This is a genomic window from Jannaschia sp. W003 (genome assembly GCF_025144335.1).
GTDB lineage: Bacteria > Pseudomonadota > Alphaproteobacteria > Rhodobacterales > Rhodobacteraceae > Jannaschia.
In genome coordinates, this window is the sequence record NZ_CP083539.1 from 1,971,348 (window position 1) to 1,983,825 (window position 12,478).

At 72.6% G+C, this 12,478-nt stretch carries 10 protein-coding genes; 7 read left to right on the forward strand and 3 right to left on the reverse strand.

Translation table 11 applies throughout. The features are described from left to right. Positions 1-247 precede the first annotated feature (247 nt). The 4 genes from K3554_RS09635 to K3554_RS09650 are packed head-to-tail and all read left to right on the forward strand — an operon-like array spanning position 248 to position 4,421. Positions 248-1,837 (forward strand): murein L,D-transpeptidase, encoded by a 1,590-nt coding sequence (locus K3554_RS09635; protein WP_259939637.1) that lies wholly within the window; start codon positions 248-250, stop codon positions 1,835-1,837. Positions 1,838-1,865: 28 nt separating this feature from the next. Then, the gene (lpxD, locus tag K3554_RS09640) at positions 1,866-2,957 is read left to right on the forward strand and encodes a UDP-3-O-(3-hydroxymyristoyl)glucosamine N-acyltransferase (protein WP_259939638.1); all 1,092 of its coding nucleotides are present in this window, start codon (positions 1,866-1,868) and stop codon (positions 2,955-2,957) included. Continuing rightward, complete coding sequence (locus K3554_RS09645) at positions 2,950-3,213, forward strand: acyl carrier protein (protein ID WP_259939640.1); 264 nt, start codon at positions 2,950-2,952, stop codon at positions 3,211-3,213. Before lpxD ends, K3554_RS09645 begins: the two co-directional genes overlap by 8 nt. After that, the gene (locus K3554_RS09650; protein WP_259939644.1) at positions 3,210-4,421 is read left to right on the forward strand and encodes a beta-ketoacyl synthase; all 1,212 of its coding nucleotides are present in this window, start codon (positions 3,210-3,212) and stop codon (positions 4,419-4,421) included. The genes K3554_RS09645 and K3554_RS09650 overlap by 4 nt, the downstream gene beginning before the upstream one ends. A gap of 54 nt (positions 4,422-4,475) precedes the next feature. Here the strand turns inward: K3554_RS09650 and K3554_RS09655 are convergent, their stop codons facing one another. Then, entirely contained in the window at positions 4,476-5,186 is a 711-nt protein-coding gene (locus K3554_RS09655) for an invasion associated locus B family protein (RefSeq protein WP_259939645.1), read from the reverse strand. A 368-nt stretch (positions 5,187-5,554) separates the two neighbouring features. Here K3554_RS09655 and K3554_RS09660 point away from each other — a divergent pair, with 368 nt between their 5' ends. Together K3554_RS09660 and K3554_RS09665 are read left to right on the forward strand one after the other, a co-directional pair. Beyond that, positions 5,555-7,096, forward strand: a complete 1,542-nt coding sequence (locus K3554_RS09660) for a DUF853 domain-containing protein (protein WP_259939648.1) — start codon at positions 5,555-5,557, stop codon at positions 7,094-7,096. Next, a complete protein-coding gene (locus K3554_RS09665) occupies positions 7,096-8,679 on the forward strand; it encodes an acyl-CoA dehydrogenase family protein (protein WP_259939651.1) in 1,584 nt (527 codons plus the stop codon). The genes K3554_RS09660 and K3554_RS09665 overlap by 1 nt, the downstream gene beginning before the upstream one ends. A 229-nt stretch (positions 8,680-8,908) precedes the next feature. On the opposite strand, the gene guaA is transcribed toward K3554_RS09665, so the two are convergent. Next, positions 8,909-10,483, reverse strand: coding sequence for a glutamine-hydrolyzing GMP synthase (guaA, locus tag K3554_RS09670; protein WP_259939654.1), 1,575 nt, complete (start codon positions 10,481-10,483; stop codon positions 8,909-8,911). A 139-nt stretch (positions 10,484-10,622) separates the two neighbouring features. Here guaA and K3554_RS09675 point away from each other — a divergent pair, with 139 nt between their 5' ends. Continuing rightward, positions 10,623-12,143, forward strand: coding sequence for a trimethylamine methyltransferase family protein (locus K3554_RS09675; protein ID WP_259939657.1), 1,521 nt, complete (start codon positions 10,623-10,625; stop codon positions 12,141-12,143). A gap of 16 nt (positions 12,144-12,159) precedes the next feature. Here K3554_RS09675 and K3554_RS09680 read toward each other — a convergent pair whose 3' ends face one another. After that, a complete protein-coding gene (locus K3554_RS09680; protein WP_259939660.1) occupies positions 12,160-12,447 on the reverse strand; it encodes a DUF6477 family protein in 288 nt (95 codons plus the stop codon). Positions 12,448-12,478 lie beyond the last annotated feature (31 nt).

A 12,478-nucleotide genomic window follows, 5' to 3' on the forward strand; every position in this document is an offset into this window, starting at 1 on the left:
TAGCGCCTCGGATGTGTCATGAATGTGGCCATGCGCCCATACCTCGAAACGGTTGCGATATTTTAGGCGGATTACCGCCGTAATCGTGAGGGCGGTGGAACCGATCGCGCCCGGCCTGCATGCCGGGCGGCGTGCCCTGTTGCGGGGCTGCATAACGCGGAGGTTTTGACGGAACGTGAATGGACACCAACCTATTCACCGATAAGCAGGACACGGGCGCCGCCCGCCCCTCTCGGAGACCTCGCCGATGACCCTTCACGTCCGAGCCTCGCTCGTCGCCCTCGCCCTCGCGGTGGCCGTTCCTGCGGGTGCGACGTCGGTGGCGGCGCCGCTCCTGTCGCCGACCCGCATGGCGGTGGCCGAGGCCGCGGCAGGGGCCGGCGAGGAAGGCGTCGCCGCGTTCTACCGCGAGCGGGCCTTCGCGCCGATCTGGCTGGGCGACGAGGCCGGACCGCGGCGCATGGCGTTTCTGGCGGCGATCGCCGAGGCCGGCGCGCACGGGCTGCCGGCGGCGCGCTACGATCCGGTGGAGATCCGGGCCGCCTTCGACGCCGCCCACGATGCGGAGTCGCTCGGCGCGCTGGAAGTCGACATGACGCGGCGCCTCCTGCGCTTCGCGAGCGACCTCGGCGGCGGCGTCGTGAAGCCGGGCGCCGCCAGTCCCTTTATCCATCTGGAGCGTCCCCGCCGCGACGCGCGCGCGGACCTCGAGGCGTTCGTCGCCGACCCCCTCGCGTTCCTGCGCGGCCTCGCGCCGACTTCGCCCCGTTATGCGCGCCTCCTGCGCGAGAAGCGGCGACTCGAGCAGGCCGCCGCCGCGGGCGGCTGGGGCGCGCAGGTGCCCGTGGGCATCCTGCGCCGGGGCGACGGCGGTGCCGCCGTGATCGCCCTGCGCGGTCGCCTCGAGGGAATGGGATACCTCGAGCGCGGCCTTTCCCCGACCTTCGACGGAGTGATGGAAGCCGCCGTGCGGCGTTTCCAGAGCGACCACGGCCTCGCCATCGACGGCGCCGCAGGGCCCGCCACGCTGGCCGTCGTGAACCGCACCGCCAACGCGCGCCTTGCGCAGGTTCTCGTGAACCTCGAGCGGCAGCGCTGGATGAATAAGCCGCTGGAGTCGCGGCACGTGCTCGTGAACCTGGCCGAGCAGCACGCCTACGTGGTCGACGACGGTGCCGTGACCTTCGACACCGTGGTGGTCGTTGGCGCACCCGAATCCGACCGCCAGACCCCGGAGTTCAGCCACACCATGACGCACATGGTGGTGAACCCGTCGTGGTACGTGCCCCGCTCGATCGCGACGAACGAGTACCTGCCCCAGCTCAAGCGAGGCGGGGCGCGGCATCTGGAGGTCACCTACCAGGGCCGCACGGTCGATCCCCGGCGCGTGGACTTCGGCCAGTACACGGCGCGCACCTTCCCGTTCTCGCTGCGCCAGCCTCCGGGGCCGAGCAACGCGCTCGGCAAGGTCAAGTTCATGTTCCCGAACAAGTGGAACATCTACCTTCACGACACCCCCGCCAAGTCACTGTTCGGGCGCGAGCTGCGCACCTTCAGCCACGGCTGCGTGCGCGTGGGCAAGCCGTTCGAGCTGGCCCACCACCTGCTCGCCCCCCAGGAGGTCGACCCGCAGGGCGCGTTCGAGCGCATCCTCGCCACGGGCCGCGAGCGGCGGGTGAACCTCGAGGCGCCGATCGGGGTGCATCTGGTGTACTGGACCGCATGGGCCGGCGAGGACGGCGCCATGCGCTACCGCTCCGATCCCTATGGGCGCGACGCGGCAGTGCTGGACGCCCTGCGCGCGGCCGGGGTGGCCCCCGACGGGCTGGGAAGCTAGAGACGCCTCCGCGACACCGGGGGGCGCCATGCCGACACTGAGCGAGATCGCCGCGCTGCTGGGCCGCCCCGTGCTGGGCGACGGCTCGGTGCGCTTCGCACGCGCCGCCGAGCCGGGACGTGCCGGACCGGACGACCTCGCGCTGGCCATGTCGCCCGCCTACGGCGACGCGCTCCGCGATGGCCGCGCCCGCGCCGCGATCCTCTGGGAGGGGGCCGACTGGGAATCGTTCGGGTTGGAGGGTGCCGTCACGGTGCCCCGCGCGCGTCTCGCCATGGCGGGGATCACGCGGGCGCTCGACGCCGGGCCGGACTGGGGCGCGGGTGTGCACCCCGCCGCCACGGTCGACCCCTCGGCCTCGCTGGGCGAGGGAGCCGTGGTCGGGGCGGGCGCCGTGATCGGGCCGCGCGCGCGGATCGGGCGGAACGCGCGGATCGGGCCGCTCGCGGTCGTGGAGGCGGACGCGCGGATCGGCGACGACGCGTTCCTGCACCCCCACGTCTCGATCGGCGCCCGCTGCCGCATCGGCGACCGCTTCATCGCGCAGGCAGGCGCGCGCGTGGGCGGCGACGGCTTCAGCTTCGTCACCCCCGAGGAGTCCGGCGTGGAGCGTGCCCGCCGCACGCTCGGCGACCGCGGCGCCGTGGGCGAGCAGCACTGGACCCGCATCCACTCGCTCGGCGCCGTGGAGATCGGCGACGACGTGGAGCTGGGTGCGAACTGCACCATAGACCGGGGCACCGTGGCCGACACGCGCATCGGGCGGGGCACCAAGATCGACAACCTCGTGATGCTCGGCCACAACGTACAGGTGGGCGAGGACTGCCTGCTGTGCGCCCATGTCGGCGTGGCCGGCTCCACCCGCATCGGCGACCGCGTGGTGCTGGCCGGCAAGGTGGGTGTGAACGACAACATCGAGATCGGCGACGACGTGGTCGCGGGCGGCGGCTCCAACATCTTCACGCGGGTGCCCGCGGGCAAGGTGATCCTCGGGAGCCCCGCCATCGACATGGACAAGCGCATGGCCGCGGACCGCGCCGTGCGCCGCCTGCCGCGCATGGCCGAGCAACTCAGCCAGTTGCGCGAGGCGGTGGCGAAGCTGGGGCGCTCCGATGGATGACACCCGCGCCCGCGTCCACGCGATCCTGGCCGAGCTGGCCATGATCCCGCCCGAGGAGGTGACCGACGCGCAATCGCTGGCCGACCTCGGCATCGACTCCATGGGCGTGGTCGAGGCGATCTTCGCGATCGAGGAGGCGTTCGACATCTCGGTGCCCTTCAACGCGAACGAGCCGGGCAAGTCCGAGTTCGACGTCTCGTCGGTCGGCCGGATCGTCGAGGCCGTGCGGCAGCTCCGGGCGCAGCAATCCGCATGACCGCGTGGCCGCGGGTCGCGATCACCGGCGCGGGGACGGTGAACGCGCTGGGAGCGGACGTGCCTGCGACGCTTTGGGCCATGCGCGAGGGCCGCTCCGCCATCGGCCCGCTGGAGATCCGCGACGCCGAGCGCCTCGCCGCGCCGGTCGGCGCGCAGGTGCGCGGCTTCGATCCCGCCGCCCATCTCGATCGGAGTACGCTGAGCCTCCTCGACCGCTACGCGCAGTTCGCCCTCGTCGCGGCCGCCGAGGCGGTGGCCCAGTCGGGTCTCGACGCCAGCGCGCTGGGCGAGCGGGGCGCGGTGGTGCTCGGCAACTCCGGCGGGGGGCTGACCACCTCCGACGATGCCTACCGCGCGGTCTACGAGGCCCGGCGAGACCGAGTGCATCCCTTCACCGTGCCGCGGCTGATGAACAGCGCCGCCGCCGCGCATCTGTCGATGCGTTGGGGCCTGCTGGGGCCGTCCCTCACCGTAGCCACCGCCTGCGCCTCCTCGAACCACGCGCTGGCGCAGGGCATGTGGCTGATACGGACGGGGCAGGCGGACGTGGTGCTGGCAGGCGGCGCCGAGGCGATGCTGTGCTTCGGCGGCGTGAAGGCGTGGGAAGGCCTGCGCGTGATGAGCGCCGACACCTGCCGCCCGTTCTCGGCCAACCGCTCGGGCATGGTGCAGGGCGAGGGGGCGGCGGTGTTCGTGCTGGAGCGGATGGACGCGGCGCGGGCGCGGGGCGCGGAGGTGCTGGCCGAGCTGGCAGGCGCGTCCATGAACTCGGACGCCCACGACATCGTGCAGCCCTCGCAGGCGGGCGCCGAACGGGCCATGCGGGCGGCCCTGCGCGACGCGGAGCTGGCGCCCGAGGGGGTCGGCTACGTGAACGCCCACGGCACCGGCACGGCGGCAAACGACCGCACCGAGAGCGCCGCGATCCGCGCCGTGTTCGGCGCTGCGCCGCCCCCCGTGTCGTCCACCAAGGCCATGCACGGCCACTGCATCGGCGCCACCGGGGCGATCGAGTTGCTCGCCTGCCTTATGGCCCTGCGCGAGGGCGTGATCGCGCCCACCGCGAACTGGCAGGTGGCGGACCCGGACTGCCTCGCGGACGTGGTGCCGAACGAAGCGCGCGAGGCGGACGTCGCGGCCTGCCTCAGCAACGCCTTCGCCTTCGGCGGCGCCAACAGCGTTCTCGCCCTGCGCCGGGCCCCCTGAATGCGGAACGCCCGCCGAAGGGGCGGGCGTTCGCATCGCAGAGAGGTGGCGGCGTCAGCCGTCCACTTCGACGGCTGAGTACCCCGCGGTGAACCCGCGCAGCGACAGGTCGAGCTCCGCCGGCTGGTCGGGCGCGAGCGCGGGCACCACCACGATCCGCGCCATGGCCCCGCGGCGGAAGCGCGCGATGTCGTCGGCGGTGAAGCCGAGGCGGGCATAGCAGCCGCCACCGTCGCAGAACGCGAACGGGTAGCGCCGCGCCTGCCCGCCGTCGATCGACAGGGTCACCTGGGCGGTCAGCAGCGTCGACAGCGGCGTGATGATCGTGGCACCGCCAGCCAGCTCGGCGCCGTCCGGCAGGTCGAAGAAGTTCACGTCCGCGGTCGGATTGCCCTGCTGGTCCTCGAGCCGTTGGAACAGTTGGCACGGGTCTTCCTGGCCATCGGCGGCGCGCAGGCAGCGGACCTCGAAGTCGCCATGCGTCTCGCGCACGTAGATCGGCGGCTCCTCGGACGCGCCCGCGGCCTCGGGCGCGGCACCCAGCGTCTCGCCCGTGGCGAGCGCGCCGCCGGGGGCCGGCGTCATCGTATCGTCCCCGGCGGGCGCGGGGGTGTCGTCGGTCTCGGCGGTGGTGCCGGGCTCGGCCACGGGCGCGGGCTGCTCGGCCGCGGGCGGGGTCTCGTCGGCATTGGTGTCCTGCGCGGTGGCCTGCAGGGGCAGCAGCCCGAGCGCGCATGCGGCGAGAACGCGGGTGAGGGCAGTCATTCGATGTCTCCAGATGGCTGCATGAGAGCGGATCGGCGGTCCGATAGCATGGCGGGGGAACGGACGGCAGGGGGGGATCGGACAGGAAAAAGGGCCCGCAGACGGGGCCCTTTTTCGTGTTCGTATTCTCCCCGTCGGACTGGCCGACTTGTTGTGGCGCGACTTTATCAACGCGGGGCGGCACGTCAATTCACTTTTCGCGTGCGAGGGACAGGTGCAGGGCACGTCGGGTCGGCGCGAAAAGAGCCGCGCGGGAAGCCCGCGCGGCCAGTCGACAGGGAGGATGGGACCGGTTCGCCCGAACTGTGCGCCGGACCCGGCACCTGCTATGCCACGAGGAGGTTAACGAACGGCGAACGAGGCGGGCGATGGATGACGGGGCGATCTTCGTGGGCGGGGGCGGAGCGGACCACGCCGAGCCGCAGCACCTGCTCCTGCGCTATGCCAACCGCCACGGCCTCGTCGCCGGGGCGACCGGCACGGGCAAGACGGTGACCCTTCAGGTCCTCGCCCAGGGCTTCTCGGAGGCGGGCGTGCCGGTCTTCCTGTCGGACGTGAAGGGCGACCTCGCGGGGTTGGCGGTGCCGGGCAGCGCGTCCCACCCCCTCCACGGCGCCTTCGCGGAGCGCGCGGCGACCATCGGGCTCGACCTCGCCTACTGTGCCGCGCCTGTCACCTTCTGGGACCTCTGGGGCGAGCGGGGCCATCCCGTCCGCACCACCGTCTCCGAGATGGGGCCGCTCCTGCTCGCCCGCCTGCTTGAGCTGACGGACGTGCAGGAGGGGGTGCTCAACATCGCCTTCCGCCTTGCCGACGAGGAGGGGCTGGCGCTCCTGGACCTGAAAGACCTCCAGGCGCTGCTGGTGGCAGTGAACGAGCGCCGGAAGGACCTTTCGGCGCGCTACGGCAACGTCTCGACTGCCAGCGTCGGTGCGATCCAGCGCGCGCTCCTCGTTCTCGAGACGCAGGGCGGCGAGCGGCTGTTCGGCGAGCCGGCGCTGGAACTGGCGGACATGCTGCGCACCGACCCCGACGGGCGGGGCCGCATCGGCATCCTCGACGCAGGTCGGCTGATGGGCAGCCCGCGCCTCTACGCCACGTTCCTGCTCTGGCTCCTGTCGGAGCTGTTCGAGGAGCTGCCCGAAGTGGGCGATCCGGACCGCCCCCGGCTGGTGTTCTTCTTCGACGAGGCGCACCTGCTGTTCGACGATGCCCCAAAGGCGCTGGTCGATAAGGTGGAGCAGGTGGCGCGGCTGATCCGCTCCAAGGGCGTGGGCGTCTACTTCGTGACCCAGAACCCAGAGGACGTGCCCGAGGACGTGCTCGGCCAACTTGGCAACCGCATCCAGCACGCCCTGCGCGCCTTCACCGCCAAGGACAAGCGCGCGCTGCGGCAGGCGGCGGGCAACTACCGCGAGAACCCCCGCTTCGACGTCGAGGACGCGATCCGCGAGGTGGGCGTGGGCGAGGCCGTCACCTCGCTCCTGGAGCGGAAGGGCGTGCCCGGCGTGGCCGAGCGCACGCTGATCCGCCCCCCGGCTTCGCAGCTCGGCCCGATCACGGACGCCGAGCGGGCTGCCGTGATCGCGGCCTCGCCGATGGCAGGCAAGTACGAGACCCCGCGCGACCGGGACAGCGCGTTCGAGGTGCTCGCACGCCGTGCCGAGGCCGCGGCCGAGGCCGCGGAGCAGGCCGAGGCGGCGGAGGAGCGGGAGGCCGATGCGGCGAAGCGTGAGCACAGTGCCGGGCGCCGCTGGTCGGGCGAACGGGTGGGCCGCTCGTCGTCGCGGGGGCGCCGGGGCGACTCGGTCGGCGAGGCCTTCGCGAAGTCCATGGCCCGCTCCGTCGGCAGCCGCGCAGGAAGGGCGCTGGTGCGCGGCGTGCTGGGCGGCCTGTTCCGGGGGCGGTGATGGAAGTCCTCAACCAGCCCCCGCGCCTCGGCGACGTGGACCTCGCGGCAGGCGACGCCGCCCTCCGCGACGGAATCGCCGCCGCAGGCGCCGACGCAGACCGCTTGCGCGCCTTCGGCCTCCGGGCGGGGCGGGGCGAGGCACGAGAGTGGTCGCGCCTCGCCAACGAGAACCCACCGACCTTGCGCACCCACGACCGCTTCGGCCGCCGCATCGACGCGGTCGAGTTCCACCCCGCCTACCACGACCTCATGGCGCTGGGGCTGGAGGGCGGCGTGGCCTCGGCCGCGTGGGAGGAGGGCGGCACCCACGCCACCCACGCCGCGCTGCTCTACCTGATGACGCAGGCCGACGCGGGCGTGGTGTGCCCGATGTCCATGACCCACGCCGCGCAGGCCGCGCTGCCCGCCGCACCACAGATCGCCGCGACATGGGCGCCGCTCGCCTGCGAGCCCGCCTACGACCCCCGCGCGGTCCCCGCGGACGGCAAGCGGGCCGCGACGATCGGCATGGCCATGACCGAGCGGCAGGGGGGCTCGGACGTGCGGGCCAACGTCACCCGCGCCGAGGCCGATGGGGCGACGTGGCGCCTTCATGGGCACAAGTGGTTCTGCTCCGCGCCCATGTCGGACGCGTTCCTGACGTTGGCGCAGACCGAGGCGGGCCTGTCATGCTTCCTGGTGCCCCGTTGGACCGACGAGGGTGCGAACGCCATCCGCCTCCAGCGGCTGAAGCCGAAGTTGGGCGACCGCTCGAACGCCTCCGCCGAGATCGAGTACGACGGCGCACGGGCCGAGCTGGTGGGCGAGGAGGGGCGGGGGGTCGCCGCGATCATGCCGATGGTGATGGCGACACGGCTCGACTGCGTGGCCGGATCGGCGGCGGGGATGCGCATGGCCGTCACGCGCGCGCTGCACCACGCGGCGCACCGCACGGCGTTCCAGCGGCGGCTCGTGGACCAGCCGGCCATGCGCGCGCTGCTGGCCGACCTTTGCCTCGAGGTGGAGGCCGCGGTGGCCCTCATGATGCGCTGCGCCGCCGAGGTGGACGCGGTCAGCCCGCTCGCCCGCGCGCTGGTGCCGGCTGCGAAGTACTGGGTCTGCAAGCGGCAGGCCGGCGTGGTGCAGGAGGCGATGGAGGCGCACGGCGGCAACGGCTTCGTCGAGGACTGGCCGATGGCGCGCCTGTTCCGCCAGTCGCCGCTGAACGCCATCTGGGAGGGCTCGGGCAACGTGATCGCGCTGGACCTCTTGCGCGTGCTCGCAAGGGAACGCGCGGCGGTGGAGGCGCTGGTGGCGTGGCTCGACGGCGCGTTGGAGGGCGACCCGGCCCTGGCGCGGTGGAAAGGCTGGCTCGCCCCCGGCGCGCTGGACGAGGCGCAGGCGCGGGCCTTCGCGGAGGAGACGGCGGTGCTGGCGCAGGCCGCCGCGCTGGGCGGCGAGGCACGCGAGGCATTCCGCGCGGCGCGGCTGGACCGCGAGGCGCGGGGGTTGGGCTACGGGACGGTGGTGCTGCCGGAGGCGTGGCTGATCGGGCGTGCGATGCCGGTGGCTGCGGAGCGGCCCGCGCGGGTTGTCTTGTAGGGCGGCGGTACCGCGCCCCGGCCATGCGCCGGAACCTCGGGGGTCGGTTGGTGCCCTATGCCGCAGCGGAGCGTCGACGGAACCCGGAGGTCCCGGCTCAGGGCCGGGGCGTGCTCCTTAACGCCAAGCGTGGCGCGGGAATGAACCACCGCCCTCGTCTGCGCGGTGTGGCCGTGACGGTCGCTGCGCGACCATCACCCTGCCACCGAGTGACTTTGCCTTCGCAAAGTCACTCCCATTCGATCGTGCCCGGGGGCTTCGACGTGATGTCGTAGGTCACCCGGTTGATCCCCGGCACCTCGTTGATGATCCGCGTCGCCGTCTCGCCGAGGAACTCGTGGGTGAAGGGGTAGTAGTCGGCGGTCATGCCGTCGACCGATGTGACCGCGCGCAGGGCGCAGGCGAAGTCGTAGGTACGCCCGTCGCCCATCACGCCCACGGTGCGGACTGGTAGGATGGCAACGAAGGCCTGCCAGATCTCGTCGTAGAGGCCGTGGCGGCGGATCTGATCGATGTAGACCGCATCGGCCCGGCGCAGGATCGCCAGCTTCTCGCGGGTGATCTCGCCGGGGCAGCGGATCGCGAGGCCGGGGCCGGGGAAGGGGTGGCGGCCGATGAAGCTGGCGGGCAGGCCGAGTTCGCGGCCCAGGGCGCGGACCTCGTCCTTGAACAACTCTCGCAGCGGCTCGACCAGCTTCAGTCCCATCTTTTCCGGCAGGCCACCTACGTTGTGGTGCGACTTGATCGTCACCGAGGGCCCGCCCGAGAAGCTGACGCTCTCGATCACGTCCGGATAGAGCGTGCCCTGCGCCAGGAACTCGGCGCCGCCCACCGCGCCCGCGTGCTTCTGGAACACGTCGATGAAGAGCCGCCCGATGGTCTTGCGCTTGGTCTCGGGGTCCGAGACGCCGTCGAGGGCATCGAGGAACAGCGCCTGCTCGTCGGCGTGGATCAAAGGCATGTTGTAGTGGTCGCGGAACATCTCCACGACCTCCTCGGCCTCGCCCTCGCGCAGGAGGCCGTGGTCCACGAAAACGCAGGTCAGCTGGTCGCCGATGGCCTCGTGGATCAGCACCGCGGCGACCGAGCTGTCGACGCCGCCCGAGAGGCCGCAGATCACCTTGGCATCGCCCACCTGCGCGCGGATCGCCTCGATCGCCTGCTCGCGGTAGGCCCCCATGGTCCAGTCGCCGCGGAAGCCGGCGAGGCGCACGAAGTTGCCCAGAAGGGTGGCGCCGCCGGGGGTGTGGTGCACTTCGGGGTGGAACTGCACGGCATAGAAGCGGCGCGCCTCGTCGGCGGTGACGGCGAGGGGGGCGCCGGGCGAGGTGGCGACTACCTCGAAGCCCGGAGCGAGGCGGCTGACGTGGTCGCCGTGGCTCATCCAGACCTGCTCGCGCTCCGACCAGCCCTCCAGCAGCGGCGTCTCGCGGTCGCGGACCACGAAGGCGCGGCCGAACTCGGCTGTGCCCTCGCCGCGCCGCACCTCACCGCCCAGCATCGCCTGCATCACCTGCTGCCCGTAGCAGATGCCCAGCACCGGCACGCCCATCTCGAACAACTCGGCGGGCGGGCGGGGCGAGCCCTCGTCGGGCACCGACGCCGGACCGCCCGACAGGATCACCGCCTCCGGAGCGAAATCGCGCAGGAAGGCGGCATCCACCTTATGGAACGGGTGGATCTCGCAGTAGACGCGCAGCTCGCGCAGGCGGCGGGCGATCAGCTGCGTCACCTGCGAGCCGAAGTCGACGATCAGCAGGCGCTGGTGCTGGGCGGGGTCGGGCGTGCCGGGGGCGTGTTCCATGGGGGCGGGGTAGCCGCGCGGGGGCGCGGTCGCAAGCGGCGCCCATGTCGGGAACGGCCGCGGGGCGCCGCAAACCGGGCATCCGTGCGCGGTGCGCGCGGGGTATCCGCCACGGCGAGGGAACCCCGGAGGGCACGGCATGGAACAGGCGCGCAGGAAGCGCGGCGGCGGCGGCGCGGCGCGGCGGGCCGAGCGCGGTACGATGAACGTGGAGACCGCGCCCACCATCGTCCGCCGCATCCCCGACTTCGAGATCCTGGACGACGAGGCGCTAGAGACCATCGAGTACGAAGCCGAGACCGTGCTTGCGGAGATCGGCGTCGCATTCGTGGACAATCCTGCGGCCCTCGACCGCTGGCGCGCGGCCGGCGCGGACGTGCGCGGCGAGCGGGTCCGCATCCCGCGCGGCCTGGCCCGCAAGCTCTGCGGCACGGCGCCGTCCACGTTCACGCAAGTGGCCCGCAACCCCGCGAAGTCGGTCGAGATCGGCGGGCGCAACCTCGTGCTCGCACCGGTCTACGGCCCGCCTTTCGTGCGCGACGCGGGCGGACGACGCTATGCCACGATGGCCGACTTCGAGACCTTCGTGAAGCTCGGGCACATGTGCCGCTGGCTCCACCATTCGGGCGGCACGGTCTGCGAGCCCACGGACGTTCCCGTCTCGAAGCGCCACCTCGACATGCTGCTCGCGCACATGACGCTGACCGACAAGCCGTTCATGGGATCGGTGACCGAGCCGAGCCGGGCGGACGATTCGGTCGCCATGGCCGACATCCTGTTCGGCGGGCTGGACGACCGCACGGCGATGATCTCGCTGATCAACATCAACTCGCCGCTGACCTTCGACTCGGTGATGATGGGCGCTCTCGAGGTCTATGCCGCCGCCAACCAGGCCTGCATCGTCTCGCCCTTCATCGTGGGCGGCGCGATGGCGCCCGTGACCGTCTCGGGTACGCTGGTGCAGGTGCTGGCCGAGGTGCTGGCGGGCGTGGCCTACAGCCAGCTCGTGCGCGCCGGGGCGCCGGTGATCTTCGGCGCCTTCGTGACCTCGATCGACATGGGAAGCGGCGCGCCCACCTTCGGCACGCCCGAGGCGGCGCAGATCACCTACGGGGCGGGGCAGCTCGCGCGGCGGATGAACCTTCCCTACCGCTCCGCCGGCAGCTTCTGCGGATCCAAGCTTCCCGACGCACAGGCGGCCTACGAGACGGCGAACTCGCTGAACGCAGGACTGCTCGCGGGCGTGAACTTCATGCTCCACGCCTGCGGCTGGCTCGAGGGCGGGCTCGTCGCCGACTTCGACAAGTTCGTGATGGATGCCGACCAGCTCGGCATCCTGCACCGCATGGCCGCGGGCGTCGCCGCCGACCCTGACGCGCTGGACGCGATCCGCGAGGTGGGACCGGGCGGGCATTACCTCGGTGCCGCGCATACCCAAGCACGCTTCAAGGAGGCGTTCTGGCGCTCGGAGCTGCTGGACTACAAGCCCTACGAGACCTGGGCCGACGAAGGCGGGCGCGACACGCGGGCGCTCGCCACCGCGCGCAAGGAGAAGCTGCTGGCGGCCTACGAGGAACCGCCCATGGACCCCGCGACGCGCGAGGGCCTGCTGGCCTTCGTCGCGCGCCGCAAGGAATCGCTGCCCGACGCCGTGATGTAGCGCGCGGTGAGTGGCCTCAGCCCCGGGCGGTCCGCAGCGCCACCGCCTCGGCCATGAGCGCCGCGAGGATGTCGACGTGGCGCGCGACGCTGTAGCCCTTGGCCCGGGTGCGGCGGCGCATCTCCAGCTCCGCCTCGATGGGCACGAGCCGCTCCAGCGCGAGGCGGGGGGTCGGCGGAATCGCGACGCGCAGCATCCGGCGCAGGTCGCGGCGACGGCGGTAGAGCGCCGCGCCGTGGCGGGCTGCTGCCACCATCATGGCAGGGCGGCGGAGGCGGGCAAGGGTGTCTTCGTCGGTCGGCATCGCGGTCTCCCGGGGGCTGTGGATGCCGCAG

Bases quoted from the DNA above. Each gene is read 5' to 3' on its own strand.
- K3554_RS09635 (WP_259939637.1), top strand. From the start codon at position 248: ATGACCCTTCACGTCCGAGCCTCGCTCGTCGCCCTCGCCCTCGCGGTG.
- lpxD (WP_259939638.1), top strand. From the start codon at position 1,866: ATGCCGACACTGAGCGAGATCGCCGCGCTGCTGGGCCGCCCCGTGCTG.
- K3554_RS09645 (WP_259939640.1), top strand. From the start codon at position 2,950: ATGGATGACACCCGCGCCCGCGTCCACGCGATCCTGGCCGAGCTGGCC.
- K3554_RS09650 (WP_259939644.1), top strand. From the start codon at position 3,210: ATGACCGCGTGGCCGCGGGTCGCGATCACCGGCGCGGGGACGGTGAAC.
- K3554_RS09655 (WP_259939645.1), bottom strand. From the start codon at position 5,186: ATGACTGCCCTCACCCGCGTTCTCGCCGCATGCGCGCTCGGGCTGCTG.
- K3554_RS09660 (WP_259939648.1), top strand. From the start codon at position 5,555: ATGGATGACGGGGCGATCTTCGTGGGCGGGGGCGGAGCGGACCACGCC.
- K3554_RS09665 (WP_259939651.1), top strand. From the start codon at position 7,096: ATGGAAGTCCTCAACCAGCCCCCGCGCCTCGGCGACGTGGACCTCGCG.
- guaA (WP_259939654.1), bottom strand. From the start codon at position 10,483: ATGGAACACGCCCCCGGCACGCCCGACCCCGCCCAGCACCAGCGCCTG.
- K3554_RS09675 (WP_259939657.1), top strand. From the start codon at position 10,623: ATGGAACAGGCGCGCAGGAAGCGCGGCGGCGGCGGCGCGGCGCGGCGG.
- K3554_RS09680 (WP_259939660.1), bottom strand. From the start codon at position 12,447: ATGCCGACCGACGAAGACACCCTTGCCCGCCTCCGCCGCCCTGCCATG.